The sequence below is a fragment of the Psychrobacter sp. APC 3281 genome, from assembly GCF_030407815.1.
GTDB lineage: Bacteria > Pseudomonadota > Gammaproteobacteria > Pseudomonadales > Moraxellaceae > Psychrobacter.
In genome coordinates, this window is sequence record NZ_JASDCS010000008.1 from 208,653 (window position 1) to 229,418 (window position 20,766).

Annotated in this window: 16 protein-coding genes and 2 tRNA genes; 10 read left to right on the top strand and 8 right to left on the bottom strand. The window is 42.5% G+C overall.

All coding sequences use genetic code 11. From position 1 onward, the window contains the following. Positions 1-32 precede the first annotated feature (32 nt). Entirely contained in the window at positions 33-944 is a 912-nt protein-coding gene (gene argB / locus QL886_RS08985) for an acetylglutamate kinase (protein WP_057758912.1), read from the top strand. Between the two features lie 113 nt (positions 945-1,057). On the opposite strand, the gene QL886_RS08990 is transcribed toward argB, so the two are convergent. Then, entirely contained in the window at positions 1,058-1,429 is a 372-nt protein-coding gene (locus tag QL886_RS08990; protein WP_290178440.1) for an arsenate reductase, read from the bottom strand. Between the two features lie 226 nt (positions 1,430-1,655). Here QL886_RS08990 and leuS point away from each other — a divergent pair, with 226 nt between their 5' ends. From leuS to QL886_RS09025, 7 genes are all read left to right on the top strand, one after another. Beyond that, positions 1,656-4,343: a leucine--tRNA ligase gene (gene leuS, locus QL886_RS08995; RefSeq protein WP_290178441.1), complete on the top strand. Its 2,688-nt coding sequence runs from the start codon at positions 1,656-1,658 to the stop codon at positions 4,341-4,343. A gap of 66 nt (positions 4,344-4,409) precedes the next feature. Next, positions 4,410-5,126 (top strand): hypothetical protein, encoded by a 717-nt coding sequence (locus QL886_RS09000; RefSeq protein WP_290178442.1) that lies wholly within the window; start codon positions 4,410-4,412, stop codon positions 5,124-5,126. Positions 5,127-5,285: 159 nt separating this feature from the next. Then, positions 5,286-6,404 carry a DNA polymerase III subunit delta gene (locus QL886_RS09005; protein ID WP_290178443.1) on the top strand — a complete coding sequence of 373 codons (1,119 nt, stop codon included), beginning with the start codon at positions 5,286-5,288 and terminating at the stop codon, positions 6,402-6,404. A 302-nt stretch (positions 6,405-6,706) separates the two neighbouring features. Continuing rightward, the gene (locus QL886_RS09010) at positions 6,707-8,032 is read left to right on the top strand and encodes an efflux RND transporter periplasmic adaptor subunit (protein ID WP_057758904.1); all 1,326 of its coding nucleotides are present in this window, start codon (positions 6,707-6,709) and stop codon (positions 8,030-8,032) included. 314 nt (positions 8,033-8,346) lie between these two features. After that, positions 8,347-10,296, top strand: coding sequence for a MacB family efflux pump subunit (locus tag QL886_RS09015; RefSeq protein WP_290178458.1), 1,950 nt, complete (start codon positions 8,347-8,349; stop codon positions 10,294-10,296). Between the two features lie 194 nt (positions 10,297-10,490). Further along, a tRNA-Lys gene (locus tag QL886_RS09020) sits at positions 10,491-10,566 on the top strand. Positions 10,567-10,726: 160 nt separating this feature from the next. Next, positions 10,727-10,802 (top strand) — tRNA-Lys (locus QL886_RS09025). Positions 10,803-10,904: 102 nt separating this feature from the next. Here QL886_RS09025 and QL886_RS09030 read toward each other — a convergent pair. Further along, on the bottom strand, positions 10,905-11,693 hold the full coding sequence (locus QL886_RS09030) for an MBL fold metallo-hydrolase (protein WP_290178444.1): 789 nt from the start codon (positions 11,691-11,693) through the stop codon (positions 10,905-10,907). A gap of 324 nt (positions 11,694-12,017) precedes the next feature. Beyond that, positions 12,018-14,105 (bottom strand): catalase, encoded by a 2,088-nt coding sequence (locus QL886_RS09035; protein WP_290178446.1) that lies wholly within the window; start codon positions 14,103-14,105, stop codon positions 12,018-12,020. Between the two features lie 560 nt (positions 14,106-14,665). On the opposite strand from QL886_RS09035, the gene QL886_RS09040 reads away from it, so the two are divergent. Next, positions 14,666-15,457 (top strand): dienelactone hydrolase family protein, encoded by a 792-nt coding sequence (locus QL886_RS09040; protein WP_290178447.1) that lies wholly within the window; start codon positions 14,666-14,668, stop codon positions 15,455-15,457. A 117-nt stretch (positions 15,458-15,574) separates the two neighbouring features. Here QL886_RS09040 and QL886_RS09045 read toward each other — a convergent pair whose 3' ends face one another. From QL886_RS09045 to QL886_RS09065, 5 genes are all read right to left on the bottom strand, one after another. Continuing rightward, positions 15,575-16,264 (bottom strand): DUF938 domain-containing protein, encoded by a 690-nt coding sequence (locus QL886_RS09045; protein WP_290178449.1) that lies wholly within the window; start codon positions 16,262-16,264, stop codon positions 15,575-15,577. A 98-nt stretch (positions 16,265-16,362) separates the two neighbouring features. Further along, positions 16,363-16,827 carry a flavodoxin family protein gene (locus QL886_RS09050; protein ID WP_290178450.1) on the bottom strand — a complete coding sequence of 155 codons (465 nt, stop codon included), beginning with the start codon at positions 16,825-16,827 and terminating at the stop codon, positions 16,363-16,365. Between the two features lies 1 nt (position 16,828). Next, a complete protein-coding gene (locus QL886_RS09055; RefSeq protein WP_057758892.1) occupies positions 16,829-17,242 on the bottom strand; it encodes an OsmC family protein in 414 nt (137 codons plus the stop codon). Positions 17,243-17,354: 112 nt separating this feature from the next. Next, the gene (locus tag QL886_RS09060; RefSeq protein ID WP_290178451.1) at positions 17,355-18,047 is read right to left on the bottom strand and encodes a transglycosylase domain-containing protein; all 693 of its coding nucleotides are present in this window, start codon (positions 18,045-18,047) and stop codon (positions 17,355-17,357) included. Next, the gene (locus QL886_RS09065) at positions 18,026-18,520 is read right to left on the bottom strand and encodes a hypothetical protein (protein WP_290178452.1); all 495 of its coding nucleotides are present in this window, start codon (positions 18,518-18,520) and stop codon (positions 18,026-18,028) included. The genes QL886_RS09060 and QL886_RS09065 overlap by 22 nt, the downstream gene beginning before the upstream one ends. A gap of 535 nt (positions 18,521-19,055) precedes the next feature. Here QL886_RS09065 and QL886_RS09070 point away from each other — a divergent pair. Further along, the gene (locus tag QL886_RS09070; protein ID WP_290178453.1) at positions 19,056-20,030 is read left to right on the top strand and encodes a purine nucleoside permease; all 975 of its coding nucleotides are present in this window, start codon (positions 19,056-19,058) and stop codon (positions 20,028-20,030) included. Positions 20,031-20,766: the final 736 nt, after the last annotated feature.

Genomic DNA, 20,766 nt, shown 5'->3' on the forward strand with positions numbered 1-20,766 from the left:
ACCAATTTAAACCCGGCCCTTAGGAGTTTGTAATGACGCTTAATTTAGATGATGCCAAAAACACCGCTGAAGTATTGACCACTGCTCTGCCTTATATCCAGCGTTTTGTTGATAAACTCATCGTCGTAAAGTACGGCGGCAACGCCATGACCGACCCTGAGCTTGAGAGCTCGTTTGCTCGCGATATCGTTTTGCTAAAGACAGTCGGTATGCATCCAGTAGTCGTACATGGTGGTGGCCCGCAAGTTGACAACCTCCTAAAAGAGCTCGGTCGTCAATCAGACCGTATCGATGGCATGCGCGTCACTGACAAAAGCACCATGGATATCGTAGAGATGGTCTTGGGCGGTAGCGTCAACAAATCGATTGTTAGCCTGATTAATAAACATGGCGGTCGCGCGATTGGTCTTACAGGTAAAGATGCCAACTTGATTCAAGCGAAAAAACTGATGATGGAAAAAATTGGTGCAGACGGTATCGCTGTACCAGTTGATTTAGGATTCGTCGGTGATGTGGTAAGCGTCAATAAAGACGTGATTAACATGTTGATTGCCTCTGATTTTATCCCTGTAATCGCGCCACTTGGCGTTGACGCTGAAGGTAACACCTATAATATCAATGCGGATTTGGTCGCAGGTAAAGTGGCAGAGTTTTTACAAGCAGAAAAGCTGATGCTATTGACCAATATCAAAGGCGTATTGGGCCGTGATGGCGAGGTGGTAACTGGACTCACGCCAAAGAAAGTCGATAGCTTAATCGAAGATGGCACTATCTCAGGCGGCATGATTCCTAAGATTCAATGTGCGCTTGATGCGGTACGTAGCGGCGTCAAAAGTGCGGTAATCGTTGATGGCCGTGTCCCTCATGCGACCTTACTTGAGATTTTCACCAACGAAGGGGTTGGTACGCTCATAAGTCGTGAGATAGACTCATCGTTGAGCTAGCAACATCTAGCAATGTTAAATGTAAAAAAGCTAAATGTAGAAAAGCCCGAGTTGATATAAACGCTCGGGCTTTTTTGTGCATTTTTACCTGTAATAACAAGCCTAGCTTAATTTTACGAAAAAACTTTATCAAACTCAGATTCATCGAAGCCACATAGTATTACTGCCTGATCTTTATCTGCCGACTGACCTTCTACAATCGGACGTTTAATCATACTGGTATTTTCCACGAGTAAATCTATCGCGCTGTCTACACTAGCATCAGCTGCTTGCTTTTGACTGTCGTCTAGCTTGCGCCATGTCGTACCACGCTTATTAAGCACTTTTTCGATACCTAGCTCATTTACCCAGCGCTGTACTGTTTCTTTATCAATACCTTGTTTTTTATAATCGTGAAAATCATAGCTGACATCTAAATCGTCTAGCTTAGTAAACGCTTTTTTCATCGTGCTACAAGATTTGATACCGTAAATGGTGATGGTCATGATAAATCCTCATAAATATTCATTAACTTGTCTATTATACCTAAGGCTGACGGGATATAGAGAACGTATTACTTTTAATCGTCAAACCTAGTAAGCAACTGCATCATATCGTCGCAATTTTCGCCAAATTACGCTATGCTATGGCATTGTTAAATTCCACCTATTTTGATCAGTATTAAACAAATCCGTATTAAATAAATCAGTATCAACCAATTTCGAGCCGACTATGAGCAACGCCGTGACAGCAGACCAAACAGAAAACAACTATTATAACCCACAAGCGATAGAAGCCGCGCAGCAGACCAAATGGGCAACTGACAAGCGCTTTGAAGTAAGCAATGAGCCAAGCGACAAGCCAAGTCGTTACATGCTGTCGATGTTCCCTTATCCAAGTGGTAAGCTGCATATGGGCCACGTCCGTAACTATACGATTTCTGACGTATTGAGCCGTTATTATCGCCTAAAAGGCTATGAAGTCATGCAGCCAATGGGTTGGGATGGTTTTGGCTTGCCAGCAGAAAACGCAGCAATTGCTAACCAGACGCCACCCGCTGCATGGACATTTGCCAATATTGACAGCATGCGTGCGCAGCTTAAATTGCTAGGCCTGTCTATTGACTGGTCACGTGAATTCGCCACTTGTAGCCCTGAGTATTATCAGTGGGAGCAGTGGTTATTTTTGCAATTGTACAAAAAAGGCCTAGTCTACAAAAAGCTGTCGACAGTCAACTGGGATCCTGTTGATAACACCGTCTTAGCAAACGAGCAAGTCATCGATGGCAAAGGTTGGCGTAGTGGTGCTGCAGTTGAAAAACGTGACATCCCTATGTACTACTTCAACATCACTGACTATGCCGATGAGCTATTGGATGATTTGGATCAACTAGAAGGCCACTGGCCATCTGAAGTATTGACTATGCAGCGCAACTGGATTGGTCGTAGTGCTGGTATGGAAGTGCACTTCCCTTATGAGCTTGCTGGTGAAGAAAACACCTTAGATGTGTTCACCACTCGTCCTGACACCTTGATGGGTGTGACTTATGTCGCGGTGGCTGCAGAGCATCCACTTGCACAGTATGCCTCTGAGCAAGATGACGCAATCGCTCAATTCTGTGCCCTTTGCAAAAAAGGCTCAGTAGCTGAAGCAGATCTGGCCAAAGCTGAAAAAATCGGTATGGATACAGGTCTCACTGTGACGCATCCTTTGACTGGTGAAGAAGTGCCAGTGTGGGTTGCCAACTATGTGCTAATGAGCTACGGCTCAGGCGCAGTCATGGCAGTACCTGCTCACGATGAGCGTGATTATGAATTTGCGGTGAAGTACGACCTACCAATCAAGCAAGTCATCAATGTACCTGACGGTTATTTTGATGAGCTAAAAGCAGATGCCAAAGCGAACGATAGTGAAGTGAATCTTGCTTATACCGAGCGCAACACTTTGGTTAATTCAGGTGAGTTTGACGGTCTAGATTTTGAGCAAGCATTTGAAGCAATGCTAGCCAAGCTTGAGCCAAAAGAGCTGGCTAAGAAAAAGATCCAGTATCGCCTACGTGATTGGGGTGTATCTCGCCAGCGTTATTGGGGCTGCCCTATCCCAATGATCAACTGTGAGCATTGTGGTACGGTACCTGTTGAAGAGCAAGATCTACCAGTTGTGTTGCCAACCGACGTCGTACCTGATGGTCGCGGTAACCCACTTAAAAATATACCAGAGTTTGTCAATACCACTTGTCCTAAATGTGGCAACCCTGCTGAGCGTGAGACCGATACCTTTGATACCTTTGTAGAATCTAGCTGGTACTATGCACGCTTTGCTAGCCCAAATGATGCGCAAAACATGGTCAATAAATCCGCTGCCAATAAATGGTTGCCTGTTGATCAATATGTTGGCGGTGTCGAGCATGCGGTAATGCATCTGTTGTATGCGCGTTTCTTCCATAAGCTGATGCGTGACGAAAACTTAGTCACAGGTGATGAGCCCTTTGCCAATCTAATGACCCAAGGCATGGTGCTTGCTGGTACGTTCTACCGCGTCAATGCAGATGGCAGTACGACTTACTATTTTGCAGAAGATATCGATATTGACTTTAACGAACGTGGTCAACCAATCAAAGCTATCTTAAAATCTGACGGCCAGCCAGTGACGATTGGCAAAATCGAAAAAATGTCTAAATCAAAAAACAATGGTGTAGATCCACAGCTAACCATTGATAAATATGGTGCTGATACGGTTCGTCTATATACGCTATTTACTGCGCCTGCGGATCAAACACTTGAATGGTCAGATGACGCGCTAAAAGGCCCTTATAACTTTGTGAAAAAAGTATGGCGTATTGCAACCGACCATATGCAAGCGCTAACAGCCGCCAATATCAGCATTGATACGCTGAACAGTGCTACCTTGAACACAGACGGGTTGAGCAAAGAAGCCAAAAACTTACGCCGTAAAACGCACGAAACGATTGCTAAGATTGATAGTGATTTGGGTGATCGTCTGGCATTGAACACGCCAGTATCAAGCCTGATGGAACTTGCTAATGAGTTGACTGCCTTTAATGCCAGTAGCGAGCAAGAGCTACACGTTAAACACGAAGCGTTGACCAATCTACTGATTATGCTGTCTGTCTATGCGCCGCACGTTGGCGAGCATCTGCTTGAGCAGTTGGGTCTTGACACCTTGACCTTAGACTACCCAACTGTGGATGAAAGTGCGCTGGTACAGGACATGATCACGATGGTGGTACAGGTCAATGGTAAGATGCGTGGTAAGATGGATGTGGCACCAAACAGCGATCCTGAGCAGCTAAAAGAGCAGGCTCGTACTATGGAAAGCGTGGCAAAATTCATCACGGGCGAGATCAAAAAAGAAATCGTCGTTCCTAACAAACTGGTTAACATCGTGGTTGTAGGCTGAGGTATCTTGAGCTAAGTATTTTAGGCTTAGTGCTCTGAGCCTTCTTATCATATGAGGATAGCGTTTATGTCATACAAGCATCGAGCTGAGCAGGCGCAACCAGAATCAAGCGCATACAGCCTAGCTAATAAAAAGTCCCATGGCCAAAAGTTCGGAGCAGTCTTACTTGCTACGCTGCCAATGTTCGCCGTGGTAGGTGCAGCCGCTGCTCTTAGCGGCTGTGGCTTCCAGCTACGTGGCTACGACTCAGCGATGCTGCTTGACGTCGAAAAAACAGCGGTCATTATCGAAGACAATCGTACCTCATTCCCGCTGAAACTACCATTGACGCGTCGCCTAAAGACGTTAGGTGTCGACGTTATTGATAATATTAGCTCAGAAGAAGTTGCTCGTAATAATCAACAAGCAGGGGCTGAGTCTATTGCCGCTATCGATATCCGTAATGTACGTTTTAAACGTTACGAATTGGTTGGGGTATTAACAGAGATTCGCTTGGTACTATCAGCAGATGTCAGCTATCAAACGATGGAAAATGGTAAGCCTGTAACACTAAGCAACCCCATTCAAGTCGAGCGAAGCTATCAGTACAACGAAGCCTCTGTCAGTACTGACGATCAGCAAGGCGATCAGACTCGCGATTGGCTCTATGATACTTTAGCTCGCCGTATCACTGACCAGTACGTTGCTATCTCGCTTCCAAAAGTCGCACCTGCTGCCAAACAATCTATACAGATGAATAAAGGTGTGACACCAACCGTTGTCGTCGTACCACAACCGGAATAGTTAGTCGTTCTGATTATCAAACGATACCATTTTTAGAAATATGAGTAGCAAACTAAGCAAGGGCATGTACTACTTTAAGTAGACTAAGCTAGATTGACACTGCTGATCATATTTTTGGAATTGGTATTACCTGCTCATCAACCTGTGTAACACCACGCTATGCAAGATACTTTCATAAAAGCCTATCCAAAACTACTTCAGCCTTCTGTTGCGGTAGCGGGCTTGTGGCTGGCGCACGGTGACGAGCCTCTGCTGAGTCAATGGTTGATAGATGCGCTGCGCCCACACTGGCGCGCACAGAATTACGCAATCAAACGTATAGAGCTGATTTCTGTCAAAAGCTGGCAGGAAGTATTGTCCGAGCTTGGTAGTCAGTCATTATTTGATGATGCCAGTGCCTTAATCGTGACGGGAAATCATAAACCTGACAAAGCAGTTATCGCTGAGTTAGAACGTTTTGCAGTCGAGGCACAAGCTGGCACACACGGTCATAGTGTGTTGTGGCTCACACCTAAGCAAGACAAACGCAGCCAGAGCAGTAAATGGTTTGCTCCTTTTGCACAATATGGCAATGTCATTGATTGCAATTTATACAATGAGCAGCAGCGCCAACAGCTACTACAAATACAAGCTCAGAAGTTTGGTTTAAGACTGTCTCAAGAGGCATGGCAGCTACTCATGTCACACACTGAGCATCATTTGCTAAGTGCTTATCAAACCCTATGGCGATTGTCTTATCTGTTTGCACCGCAGCTAGTTGCTAATAGCCGTACTAGTGAAAATAACAGTACTAGTGAAGATAGTGCTACTGACAACAGTACCGAACAATCTAATAGCTTTTCACAACCTGTGAATAATGTGGCATTGGATATTGCAGACCTACAAGCAGCGTTGGTCAGCGACGCACAGTTTAGTGTGTTTGATTTGTCTGATGCGATGCTTGCGGGCAATAGTACGCAGGTTGCCAAAATCATGTTTCAGCTAAAGTCGACCGATGAGCCCACTACTTTAGTACTCTGGGCTATTAGCAAAGACATGCGTCAAATCATTCAACTTATGGACGGTCAAGACCCTCAAGCATTAGGCATTTGGCGTAGTAAACAAGGTTTATACCAACAAGCCTGCCGTCGTCAGTCAAAACAACAAACGAGCGAATGGCCTGCCCTGCTTTACCGCTGTGACCAAGCTATCAAAGGTCTTATTCGTCAGCCAGCATGGGAATTATTATTGCAAGCGGCACTAGAGCTCGCAGGTAAGCGTTTATTTGCTATGCGCTAAGACTGAGCCACTTGTCACCACCTTTTATTGTTGCGCTTAGCCACGAGTTATCCATCTCTTCTCTTACTGATCTATACGTTTTTCTTATTGGTTTATACATTTAAACGCTATAAATCCAGATTCTACTACCCTATCTTATTCTCCTATAATCTCCGTTTTATTGATTTTTAGTAAGCATTTCTTTTCTGTACCTGTCTCTATTCTTGGCTACCTTAACCTTTCGTAAACTAATTTCCATTCCCTTTTATAGATGAAGTCTCTACTATATCTACACTTGATTTAATTGTGATTGGATTGTTGTCATGCGCAAAATAAGCAAAAAGTCTGCTATCAAATGGGGTGTCATCACCTTAATTATCGTAGCATTAGGGGCTTTGGCCTATACTTTTTTAAAACCAGAAGAAACCACACCTAACTATTTAACCGCAACCGTTGAAGTCGGTGATATTGAAAACAATGTCATGGCATCTGGTAAAGTAAAAGCGTTAAATACCGTCGATGTAGGGGCACAGGTATCTGGTGAAGTAAAACGCCTATACGTTGAAGTCGGTGATGAGGTGAAACAAGGCGATTTGATTGCGCAGATTGATCAAGTGACTCAGAAGAACAGCCTGAGCAATGAACAAGCCAGTCTTGAACAAAGCGAAGCCGCACTACAAAGTGCACAAGCAGAATCGTTAAGCAAACAAGCCAGTCTAAAAAGTGCCTATGCCGATCTTGCCAGCCGTCAGTCTGAGCTCAAACAAGCACAGTCTGATTTTGCGCGTTTGCAAGACTTAGTCGCTATCGACGCTATCTCGCAGCAAGAATATGACACGCAAGCGACCAGTGTCGAGACCGCAAAAGCAGCGGTTGCCAATGCACGTGCAGCTATTGATACAGCAAAAGCGGCGATTGCGACCACTGAAGCCAATATCAACAGTCAGCAAGCGGCGTTACGCAAATCACGAACCAACGTCAGTACTGCTGAAGAAGATCTAAGCTATACCACAATTCGCGCCCCGATATCAGGTACCGTCGTTTCTATTACCACTGAGCAAGGCACTACGGTTAACGCTAATCAAACAGCGCCTACATTAGTAACGCTAGCGGATTTATCGACCGTACGTATTAATGCGCAAATCTCGGAAGCTGACGTTATCAATGTCAGTGCTGGTATGCCTGCTTATTTCAATATTATCGGTAATCCAGATCAGCAATATGATGCGACGTTGACTGCTATCGAGCCTGCTCCAGAGCAAATCAGTAGTACCAGCTCAACGGACGCTGCTATCTATTATGTTGGCTACGTAGAAGTACCAAACCCTGACCGCTTGTTCCGTATTGATATGACCGCGCAGATTTATATCATCGTCAATGAAGCCAAAAACGCTCTATTAGTACCGTCAACAGTGATACAAGAAAAACGCTCTAAAGGTAAAGAAAAAGGCAAAGCGGCCACTGGTAAGTTTGTACGTGTATTAAAAGAGGACGGAACCGTAGAGGAGCGTACTGTAGAAGTCGGTATCGACAACCGAGTAAACGCGCAAATCTTAAGCGGTCTGAAAGAAGGGGAAGAAGTAATCATCAGTGAAGAAAGCGGTAAGAAATCAGGTAGCGGCCGTATCCCTGGTGGACCTCGAATGTAACTTGTTCTTTGACTATGTTGAATAAAAAAGGGCTCGTTAAACATAGCGGCCCTTTCATAACAACACTATAACGCTTATTAGCCTTTATTAAAGACACTGCTATGACTATATCTCAATCTCCTAAACCGTCGACTGAAGATAGCTCTGAAAGTAGCACGGCTCAAAACTTAGGGTCACACAATTCTGCTAACCCTTCAAACAACTCAGATAATTTAGACAATTTGAATAACTTAAATAACTTAGACAGCTCAGATAACTTAAATAACTCGGCAAAAACCAATACCGTTAATCACCCTGCACCAGGCAAGCCTATTATGGAGTTGTCTGGCATTATCAGAGAGTTCCCTGCTGGTGAGCAAACCATTCGCGTCTTGCATGATATCAATCTAACTATCAATCAAGGTGAGATGGTTGCTATCATTGGACAGTCAGGCTCTGGTAAGTCTACCTTGATGAATATCTTAGGTTGTTTAGATCAAGCCACGGCTGGCGATTATAAGATTTATGGTCAATCCGCTCGTAAGCTTGATGCCGATCAATTGGCCGAACTTCGCCGTGAGCACTTTGGTTTTATTTTTCAGCGCTATCATTTGCTTGGTGATATTAGTGCCAAAGACAACGTCGCCGTCCCTGCTGTGTATGCTGGCATGGATACCGAGGCACGCACCAATCGTGCTGAGAAGCTATTAACGGATTTGGGCCTTGGCAATAAGGTCAATAACCGTCCCAATCAGCTCTCAGGTGGACAGCAGCAGCGTGTTTCTGTTGCTCGTGCACTGATGAATGGTGGCGATGTTATCTTGGCCGATGAGCCAACTGGTGCTCTAGACAGCAAGTCTGGCGAAGACGTCATGGCAATTTTGCATGACCTCAGTGCACAAGGCCATACCATTATTATGGTCACTCATGATCCAAAGCTAGCGGCACAAGCAGAGCGTGTGATTGAGCTAAAAGATGGCTATGTCATCGCTGATTATCAAACTGAGCATTACAAGCACACCGACAAAAAACCAGAGTCTATCCTGGGTGAACATCGTAAAAGTGCCTTTGGTAGCTTTATCGATCGACTGCTTGAAGCGTTTAAAATGTCTTTGCTTGCCATGCGTGCGCATAAGATGCGTACTCTACTGACTATGCTAGGCATTATCATCGGTATCGCTGCGGTTGTATCTATCGTAGGTCTTGGACAAGGCTCTCAGCAGCAAATCCTTGCCAATATTAGCTCGCTAGGTACTAATACCATCACCGTCAATGATGGCTACCCTAGAGGCGACCCTAGACGCCGCTATAACGATGACAACTTGACACCAGAAGACGCAGAGGCGGTCGGCAATCAGCCCTATATTATCAGCGTCAGCCCTCAAGTAAATGCTAACTCTAGCGTGCGCTATCGTAGTATACAAGAGGATACTACCGTCAACGGCGTTGGCGAAGACTATCTAACCGTCACTGGTGAGACGTTGGCATTGGGTCAAGGGTTTGATGCAAAAAGCGTCACATTACGTAGTCAAGATATCATCATTGATGACAATGCCAAGCAGACCTTTTTCTCAGATATTGATAATCCTGTTGGCGAGGTGATATTGGTTGGTAGTGTGCCTGGACGCGTGATTGGCGTACTCGAAGAGAGTGATGGTGGCTTTGGTCCCAGTGTGACGACGCCTACCATCTATATGCCTTATACAACGGTGATGTCGCGCGTCACTGGTAGTACCAATATCGACCGCTTTGTGGCGTTGTTAGATGACAGTATCTCTTCTAGTGCCGCAGAGACGGCCATCTCTGATTTAATAGAGAGTCGCCATGGCAAAGATGACTTTGAGCTGCGCAATTCAGACTCTATTCGTCAAACGATCGAATCGACGACAGGTACGATGACCCTGCTTATTTCATCAGTCGCGGTCATTTCATTGATCGTCGGCGGTATTGGGGTGATGAACATCATGCTAGTCTCTGTCACCGAGCGTACCAATGAGATTGGTGTACGTATGGCAGTAGGTGCACGTCAGAGCGATATCATGCAGCAGTTCCTTATTGAGGCCGTTCTGGTCTGTATCTTAGGGGGGCTGATCGGTATTGGACTGGCATTTGCCATTGGTGAGTTAATTAATAGTGTGGGCGGTGATAATTTCAAAGTTATCTATTCATCAACCTCTATTATTGCCGCTTTTGTTTGTTCGACGTTAATTGGCGTAGTATTTGGTTTCTTGCCAGCACGTAATGCCGCCAAATTAGATCCTGTTGAAGCACTTTCTCGAGACTAATAATCGATTATTGACTCGCTTTAGCCAAAAATAGAGCAGTCAATATCGATATAATGACGAAAATTTAAATAAACTGGAGTAAATTGGCAATTTTATAAGAGAATTACACTTTTTTTATCATGTGGGGTTGTAATTGTCATAATAATATATATAATGTGCTCTCACGTTTAGGGATACAAACACTTTAAACGTTAGGGCTGTTAGCTCAGTTGGTAGAGCAGTTGACTTTTAATCAATTGGTCCCGCGTTCGAGTCGCGGACAGCCCACCATATTTAGTTTAATCTTTATTAATCGTTCTACCCTATCCGGTAGTAGACTAATAAAGGTAAGTTTAAAAGACATCGTCAAGATGTTTAGTTTTAGAAAGTTCTTTAGTTAGAATTTTCTCTTGCAGAGTTAAATAAGCATCGCTTTTTTATATACTCTTCAGGGCTGTTAGCTCAGTTGGTAGAGCAGTTGACTTTTAATCAATTGGTCCCGCGTTCGAGTCGCGGACAGCCCACCATATTTAGAAAGCCCAGTTACTATCTTAGTAACTGGGCTTTTTTTCGTCTGGGCTTTTTAAACGTTGTTTTTTAGCTATTAGTTTCTTAGCTTTTATATACCTCTATTTATTATGCTTGCGTTTAAACAGTCTAAAGTTATCTCTCTTGCGCCATAGTAGTTTATGTCTAATCGTATCTTTGATGGTACGTGGGTGCTTAGGAGCATGATCAATAAACTCATCAAACTCTGCTTCACTCATTGCAAGCTCTCGACCATGTGCCATCATCACCATTGACGGTTGCAATGCCCTGATTTTTTTTAACGATTGAACATAGTCTTTAGGATAATAGACAGGAAATGGTGCTACGAACTTGTGTCGCAACTTAATGATTAAATCAGCAGTGTACACTTCACGACTGGGCAGATGAAATAAAGACAAGTCACGATCCGTATGACCTGGCGTCTCTAGTACTTGCCACTCATCAAAGTGTGGCACAAGCTCACCATCTGTGACGGTGATATCTGGTTTTAGACTTGCCGAGTAATATAGGTTTTTAAATGGGCGTCCTTGACGTCTGGCCACATAATATCCTAGATGTATATCTACGAAGTGCATCGTGCGCCCGCCAATACCGCTATACCACTGCTTTTTTTTATCAGCTGAGACAATTAGACAGCCCGTCTTTTCTCGAAACTTATGCGCACCGCCTGCATGATCCGGATGCATATGCGTGACCACCACTACTTTTAGGTCGGTGACGGGTCGTTTTAACGTCGACTTGATATAGTCGAGCACCATCGGCACATCAGCACGGCAACAGCCATCTAACAGCATTATTTTCTCTGGATATACTGCCAGATAGCTACTCTGGATATATCCTTCTAAACGTACAATTTCACATAGACTCATTGGTGTTCCCTACCTCATTCGTCGTTATTATTGTGAGGCTTTTGTTCAGTTTTATAGCCAATCTTTAGTATAGCGCCCGTCACCACAAATAAAACGACTTTGAGTGAACGCCTGTGACTATATATAAAAGCGATGCAACACACAAAGACGGTGCAACTAATAATTATTAATAAAGAATGATTAGAACCTGTATACATAGTTTTATACGTGGCAATTCTCACCTTATTAATAAAAAGCAAAAACCCAGCACTTAGGCTGGGTTTAAGGAAATATTTAGTATCTTATTTATCATTTTAGATAATTCGTAAATTACCTATTTATCGACTATGCAAGATCACGAACCTTTGGCTCACGTTCCCATAGACGAGACTTAGCATTGCTAATAAAGGCATCTAGCTCGGCCAATGGCGTCACGAATTCATCTTTTTCAACTGGTAGTTTACTTAGGATAAATTCATCAGTCGCACCGCAATAGGCGATGGCTTTGCAATGGTTGTACGCATCGTTGAACCAATCTAACGCTGAGCTGTCTTTTGCGAGCTTTTTAGCTTGGTCAGGCATGATGATACTAACGACGGCATCAAACATCACTGACGGACCACCAGCAAGGCGCTCATCAGCTTGTATGCGTGTACCATCATCCAATACGACTTCTTTGTTAGGCGCTACAATCTTAACGCTAGCACCTTGCGCCTTAGCAGCATCTTCGAATTTTTGGACTTCACTACTATTAGAACCTTCTGCAACTAAGATACCGATCATACGACCTTTTAGGCTATCAGGCGTTAGGCCAATAGTTTGTACCGCTTTAGAGGTTCCCAAGTCTTGGACAGGTGCAGCCGCGTCAGCTGGCTTTGGTAGCTCCATACCCAATGCCGTTGCTACGCGATTGGCCAAGTCTTCATCGATATGAATCAAATGGCTAAGCATACGTGTACGTACATGGGCTGTGTCTACTTTACCTAGCTCAAACGCATAAGCGGTTGCGATATGTGCTTGCTCAGTTGCTGTCTGACTACGATAGAACATACGTGGCTGGCTATAATGATCGGCAAAGCTCTCGTCACGTACGCGACCTTTTACGCCATCATCTAGTTGCTCATGGAATGAGTTAAAACCACGTTTAGCGCTTTCACGAGGACGAGTTGGATCTAGGCTTTGTGGCTCATAGAGTACACGCGTCTTAGGCACCTGCATTTGCATATGACCATCTTGCTGATTATTAGCAAACGGACATTTTGGTGCATTAATAGGAATCTGAGCAAAGTTTGGCGAGCCTAGACGTGATAGTTGGGTGTCTAGATAGCTGAACAAACGACCTTGTAATAACGGATCATTACTAAAGTCAACACCCGGTGGCAAATGCGATGGGCAGAATGCTACCTGCTCAGTCTCTGCAAAGAAATTATCTGGATAACGGTTCAATACCATCTTACCCACGACTTTCACTGGTACCAATTCTTCTGGAATCAGCTTGGTCGCATCAAGATGGTCAAATGGGAATTCGTTTGCTTCTTCTTCGGTAAATAACTGTACGCCAAACTCCCACTCAGGATAGTCACCATTGTTGATTGACTCAAACAAGTCGCGGCGATGATAGTCAGGATCAGCACCTGAGATTTTCACTGCCTCATCCCATGTAGTTGACTGTACGCCCAATACTGGCTTCCAATGGAAACGTACAAAGGTGCTCTTACCGTCTTTATTGATTAAGCGATAGCTATGAATACCAAAACCTTCCATCATACGTAGGCTACGTGGTAGACCGCGATCACTCATCAGCCAAATTAAGTTGTGCATGGTTTCAGGACTTAACGAGACAAAATCCCAAAACGTATCATGAGCAGATGCCGCTTGCGGGAAACCGCGATCTGGTTCTGGTTTTACCGCATGAATCAAATCTGGAAACTTCATCGCGTCTTGGATAAAGAAGATTGGCATGTTGTTACCAACAATGTCCCAGTTACCTTCTTCTGTATACATTTTTACAGCAAAACCGCGCACGTCACGTGGCGTATCTTTTGAGCCTTTGTTACCTGCTACCGTTGAAAAACGCGTGAACAATGGCGTTTGCTTACCCGTTTCGGTCAATACTTTGGCAGTTGTATATTCTTCTAGAGACTCTGTCAGCTCAAAATAACCGTGTGCTGCACTACCACGAGCATGGACGATACGCTCAGGAATACGCTCATGGTCAAAATGATTGATTTTTTCACGTAATACAAAATCCTCTAATAGCGTTGGCCCACGTGAGCCTGCTTTTAGAGAGTTTTGATTATCAGCGATGGCCACACCTTGCTGCGTGGTTAATACTTTAGTGTCGTCACCTGCGCGCTGATGGGTTTCACCACCATTGCCACGTTCCGTATTCATGTCTTTGGCGGGGTCCGTATGATCGATATTATTATTCATAAAAAATCCTAGCTAATAGATTGAGAGTGCTCTTTTAAATCACTAAAAGAGTGCCTACACAGGTTTGATATCCTTTGAGATAGTGGTGACTTCATCTGTCATTTATTTATCTATGTTTTCAGCATTGTCGAGCATTAGATTGATACCGCACTAAAATTCGTAAAGGAATAATAGGCTTAGGAGTTATACTACCCAAAAAATAAGTCAAATATAGTTGCGTATATAGTAAACCTTGTTGATATTTAGTTAACGTTTATAGACGCTATAAAGCGACTACTTTAGATAGCCTTAAAGGCGCATAAACGTTAACAATAGAATCTTGTAATGTAGTTATTCTTTAAGGTATGCTTTTTATGAAGTACCAAAGACTATTGATAAATAAATTGGCAGGGTTTTAGCCTTATATTTATCTTCTTTATATCGTTGAATTCAAATGATTTCGTTACAAGAGAACCGAGCGCAAACTATACATTAGTATGGTTAGCGAAAATGACGATATAGCGGGTTTATAGGAATTTGACGATGCGACTATTTTTTATATAACTATAAGGCTACCTACCATGTTACCAACTCTAAGCTCCCCGACTAAAAAACCTTATCACTCATTGCTAGTAGGCGCATCAATGGGTCTAATGGCATTAACGTTTAGTCAAACGGCTGCTGCTATCACAACCAAAAACGTGACCTATACGGTCGATGATAAAGCATACGAAGGCTATTACGCCAAGGCAGATAAGCCAAATGCACCTTTTATCTTATTGATTCATGATTGGGATGGTCTAACTGACTATGAGCGCAAACGTGCTGACATGTTAGCGGCTGAAGGCTACAACGTATTGGCAGCCGATATGTTTGGACAAGGCATTCGCCCTACTTCTATCGAAGAAAACAAACGCCTAACTGGGGAGCTATATGATGACCGTAATAAAATGCGCCGCATATTGGCAGGGGCATTAACGGCTGGACAACTACAAGGCAATGATGTGCGTAAAGGCACGACTATGGGCTATTGTTTTGGCGGTACGGTAGCATTAGAGCTAGCACGCTCAGGCTTTGAGCAAAAAGCCTTTGTACCCTTCCACGGTGCCTTCGATATTCCAACCGGTCAAAGCTATGACAAAACTACGGGAGAAATCCTAGTATTCCACGGCTCTGCTGACCAATCTGTCTCGCTAGAGAGCTTTGCGACTTTGGGCAAGACCTTAGAAGCAGCCAAGATACCTCACGAGATGGTTACCTATAGCGGCGCGCCACATGCCTTTAGCGTATTTGGCAGCGATAGATATGATGCTCGCGCCGATGAGCGCTCTTGGAAACGCTACTTGGATTTTTTATCAGAAGAATATAAATAGTCTAACAGCATGAAAAATAAGAAAGCCTAAATAAGTAAGCCCAAATAAAAAGCCACTTCAATCGATCATCTTCTGATCTTAGTTGAGGTGGCTTTTCTGTTCTAAGCATTTGATGCTTTATATTTTTTGAAATACCAATAGCTGATTATTGGCAGGCATCGCATAAGTTTGAGAAAGTTGTAGATGATGAGCATTTGCTAGACTGATAATATCTTCTTTATCGCGAATGCCGCTGTTAGGATTACCTGCTCTCAACATCGCATCAAATCGCTGATTACCCTCACTGGTATATTTGCCATCTTCGTTAAATGGTCCATAGATAATCAGCTTACCGTCAACAGGTAGTGCCTCACCAGCCAATGCAAATAACCGCTCGACCAAAGCCCAGCTAATAATATGCAAGGTATTGGCGGTAAATATCACATCATAAGGTTTGGCTATATCACTGCTATTTAAATGACCACTATCTAAATGACTACTAACAGGTACTGAATCTTGAGCTAAATCAAACGCTAATGGTGAATATAGATTGGGTGCAGAATACGCATTGTGCCAAGCAATGATATGACGATGATTACCAGTGACATCGCTAGTTTGCCACTGTATCTCAGGCAGATTAGGCGCAAAGTAAACACTATGCTGACCTGTTCCAGAGCCAATCTCTAATACATGATTACAGCCTTGTAGCTCCGTTTGAAGTACTTCTAGAATAGGCTGCTTATTATTTTCACACGCTTGAGAAAACGGCAATGCAGAAATATCTACTTTATTATTTGGATTATCACTATCCAGATTATCGTCATGCATCACCATCCTCCCAGACCGTTTGTTATGCTAAGCGCTGGTAGCAGTAGATTAACAAGCACTGTCTAAGACTAACCTAGTAGCCACCAACCAACTCACAACTAGTAAATACCTGCCTCTACCCCAGCGGCAAGCGTCATAGCAAGCTCTTCTACTTGCTCAGCAAAGCTATCTTGCCAGTCGCCTTGTAGTATCAACGCCTCTTGAATCCACGACCAACGTAGCCCTGTCGTAATCGTTTTGAGCGCAAGCTTGGTACCTGTACCATCATGCCCTGCGCGTATATATACCGCAAATGACATGCCCTGCTTCTCTTCTAGCACGGGATAATAGCAACGATCAAAAAAGTCCTTGGTCAGCCCTGCCATATACGCTAGATTTTCAGTCGTACCTAGCAGTAACGCATCAGCAGCCAATACATCCTCAGGCCGCGTATCCTGCGGTGATTTCAAAATGACGTTGATATCTATATCAGGATGATTAGCACCGTCATAAGCTGCCTGCGCCAATTTCTGAGTATTGGGCGATGGCGCATGAGCGACGATGAGTAACGTCTTAGTAGACATATTAGGCTTCTGTGCCATTGTTAAATACTAGATTTTGAGTAATGGCAGGATCCAAGCTATTGCCTACTGGGCAGGTCAATGCGGTTTTATAAAATCGTTTTAAGGTGCTCTCATCTAATGCCTTAGAGAAATTGACCACAACATGTATTTCACTCACACGTCTTGGTTTGGCAGCCATAACTTTGGTAACCTCTGCGGTCGTACCTGAGATATCGATATCCATCGCTTCGGCTTTGATACCGATAATTGTTAAGATACAACTACCCAAACTGGTCGCTAGTAAATCAGTCGGTGAAAACGCTTCGCCCTTACCATGATTGTCTGTCGGCGCATCGGTAATGATTTGATTATTAGACTGTAGATGAATAGCTTGGGTGCGTAAATTGCCTTGGTAGGTTACTTTTGAGGTGGTCATGGGGTTCTCTTTTAAAATTGTTTTTTCTACAATATTCCGAATAGCTGCTAAATAGCAAATAAGTACTTTGGACTGCTTAATAAAGACTTCAGATTTCGGTCTCAAATACTTTTTAGATTAAAGGCTTGTATTTAACTTCCTGAGCTATAACATTTGTCATTTGATGCTTTGATTTTTTAATCAATCGTTGATGTCTTCTTTTAATATAGGAAACTCGATAATCTAACTTTGTTTCCCATTTATCAGTATTAATTGAAGGTTCTGGGTACTTTAGTCTAGCCACAATCGAAATAATCTGTATTTCAGATACCAGCCGTAGGTTACTGTCTGCCAAACTAAGTATCCCTTCTGTTCCTTCACAGTCATGACCATAATAAGCAATAGCTAAATATGCTCTTGCAATATCAATTTTTTTCCTTTTTCTCACAAGCATTACTGCCAAAATTTGCTCTTTTAACTTCCTTGAAAGAGAGTAAGAGTAGTCTTCTGTTACAACACGAGCGAACTGCTGCTCGATGGTGCTAGCACCTTCTAACTGACGGCTAAAAAACCATTTGAAAATAGCTCGGATCATACCAACTTGATCAATCCCATAGTGAAAGTTTGACCTATGATCTTCTGCTGCTATAAGATAAGAAACGTAAAAATTAGGTATTTCGGAATACTTTTCATCAATTAGTTCAATGCATTCATTTAACTTATATTTCATTTGAAAAATATTAAATACTAAGCATATATAACCTAAGATAATTACTGGAATAGTTATAATAAAGTAGATATACCTCAAAACGGTTCCTTCTGACATCTTACTGTACCATCTTGATCTGCAACCATTGACTGAAATTTGCCTGTCATCTCTAATTTAGAGTTGACTATTAACTCATAAAAATTGGTAGATTCACGGCCATGTCCCTTTTCGACTGCATGTAAGCAAACTTTATCTCTACTAAGATAGTTTTTCTCGAAATACCCTTCAAGTAGTGCTCTAGTTCTATGTATCCCGACATACTCCTGTTCACCATTCAAAGAGTTCTCGTAAATTTTTTCAGCACTACCTTTCAATATATTACCTTCACGCCAGATCATTATTACATATCTTAAAACCATATTATCGTAAGGACGATATGCGCTATTAATCGTCGTCACTTCTATATACCAGCGACCTGTAATATCTGGTATTGGAAAAATTTTTTCTTTAGTCACGAAGAAAAGGCAGGTTAAGCTTATACCTCCGACTATTGTAGCGAGTATATCGGCCAAAAAGCTGCTGAATTCCATTTATGATCCTTTGTTACCTTATATTTATAGATATTATGGCACTGTTTTATACTCATAGGAAATATGGCATATAAAGAGCTTTAGATATTGCTATTTACCGCACACATAACGCCCTGACTCTATCAAATACAATAGTCAACTAATCTAAGAAAATTTTGTAGTGACATAAAGCTCAGAAAAAAATTGGTTACAAATATATAGATAAACCCCAAAAACCTATAACTGGCAATGTCTGAGATACTTTATCGAAAAATATAACTGCACAGCGTAAATAGTTAAATAAAATTAGTGAAAAAAAGGAAACTCTGTTCAGATCAGAAATTTTTGACCTACCCTCTACACTGGCTAAGCGCTCCAGCCTGTCTACAGATTATGCTATTCTATATCGGATATATATAAGCATTTATTTAGTTTTAACGAATTTTTTAGTTATTGCTAATTAAATTATAAATCCAGACTCAAATACTTTAAGTAGGCGTTCCATATGTTTATAAAAAAACATTTTTTTCATTTATCTATTTTTACCATGATATTCATGTTTTGCAGTAATGCACAAGCTGAAACTCATCAAGATAAAATCCAAGTAAAGGTATTTATCGCAGCGATGTTTGAAATTGGTGAAAATAGTGGAGATAAAGCAGGCGAATTTCAGCATTGGTATAATCAATATTTTACAGATAGTAAGCCTATAAAAGTAAAAGGTGCCCATAGCCCAGTTTATTGTAACTCAGAAGGTGTCTGTGGTTCGGTATTAGGGATGGGTAAAGTAGGGTCTTCAGCATCCATGCAAGCGATCACACTTTCTCCTAAATTTGACTTTAGCAAAAGCTACTTCGTTCTAAGCGGTGTCGCGGGAACCCCACCGAGTAAAGGCACAATAGGTGATGTGAGCTGGGCGTCTTGGCTCGTAGATTACGACTTAGGTCACCGCTGGAAAGCCGAAGAAGGTGAAAAAGGTGCACCTACGTTTACACCTCGCAAAGGCTATGAAGATATTCGCCGCTATCAACTTAACTCTGAACTACTAAAATGGAATCTACATTTAAGCCAGTCAGTTGCTTTAAAAGATTCAAAAGAAGCCAGCGCATATCGAATGAAATATCCTGATGCAGCAGCACGACGGAGCCCAGCTATCACCGTAGGTACTCATATGACAGGAGATACTTTTTTTCATGGACCAGGGTTGTCAAAACAAGCGCAATATATAGCTGAATTATATAATGCAGATGATTACATTATCACTGAAATGGAAGCCGCTGCAATAGCACAAGTACTTAACAGAACGGTAGGTATTGAACGCATCATGAGCTTACGTGGTGCAGTGAATTTTGATCAAGGTAATCCAAATGAGACTACGCTTCAACATCTAGATCCAGCGCCAGGAGAAACAGCTGGTGGCTTTGCGGAAACAGTAGAAAATATCGTGCTAGTAGGTTCAAAGACTGTCGATCACATCGTTGATAACTGGGATGTCTGGGAAAAAGGTGTGCCAAAATTCAAAGAAGAATAAAAACTCTAAGGTAAATTTTGAGTAGCACAACAGACAGTTAATAGTTAGTAATCAGTAAATAGTTTCTAGAATGGGTTTACGCTCATTCTAGAAACTGCTATGGCCTATAGATTTACTACCAATATAGCTCTTCCATTACAGCTACATTGGAAAATAATTAAGCCCTCGATCCGCTTACGCTCGTTAGATAGCATACGATTAAGTAAGCTACAAGATTCATCCTTGATATAGACCTCCATTCAATCTTTAGCGAGTTTCATTATTCTACTTAAGTTACTCAAAAGATGACAGTGCCACTCAGCTAAATAATAAAGATACCTTATTACTCGCAGTAAAAGGTGCTTCTTGTCCCAATATCAATGCCTAATACCTCACGACTCTCTCCTTTAGCATACTAAAAAAGTGGAAGCGGATATTGTGGTGTTGTTTATCGCTTATAAACTCTACTGGCTAGGTATAATCTAGTACATTTGGTTAGATTGAACGGCATAGTCTTGCCTAATAATAGATATTTCTTTCGTCTTAAGGCACGGGTTTAGCTTTAAAATAGTATATATGCAATGAAAGCATTTATGATTTTGTAAGTAATAGAGTTCAAATATATGTTGTAGCATTGGCAAAATAATTTTTAATGTTAGCCAAAGAAAAGCCCCCTCCGCGTTAGCGGAGGGGGCTTTATCTAGAATAGAGAGCTGACGATGACCTACTCTCACATGGGCGAACCACACTACCATTG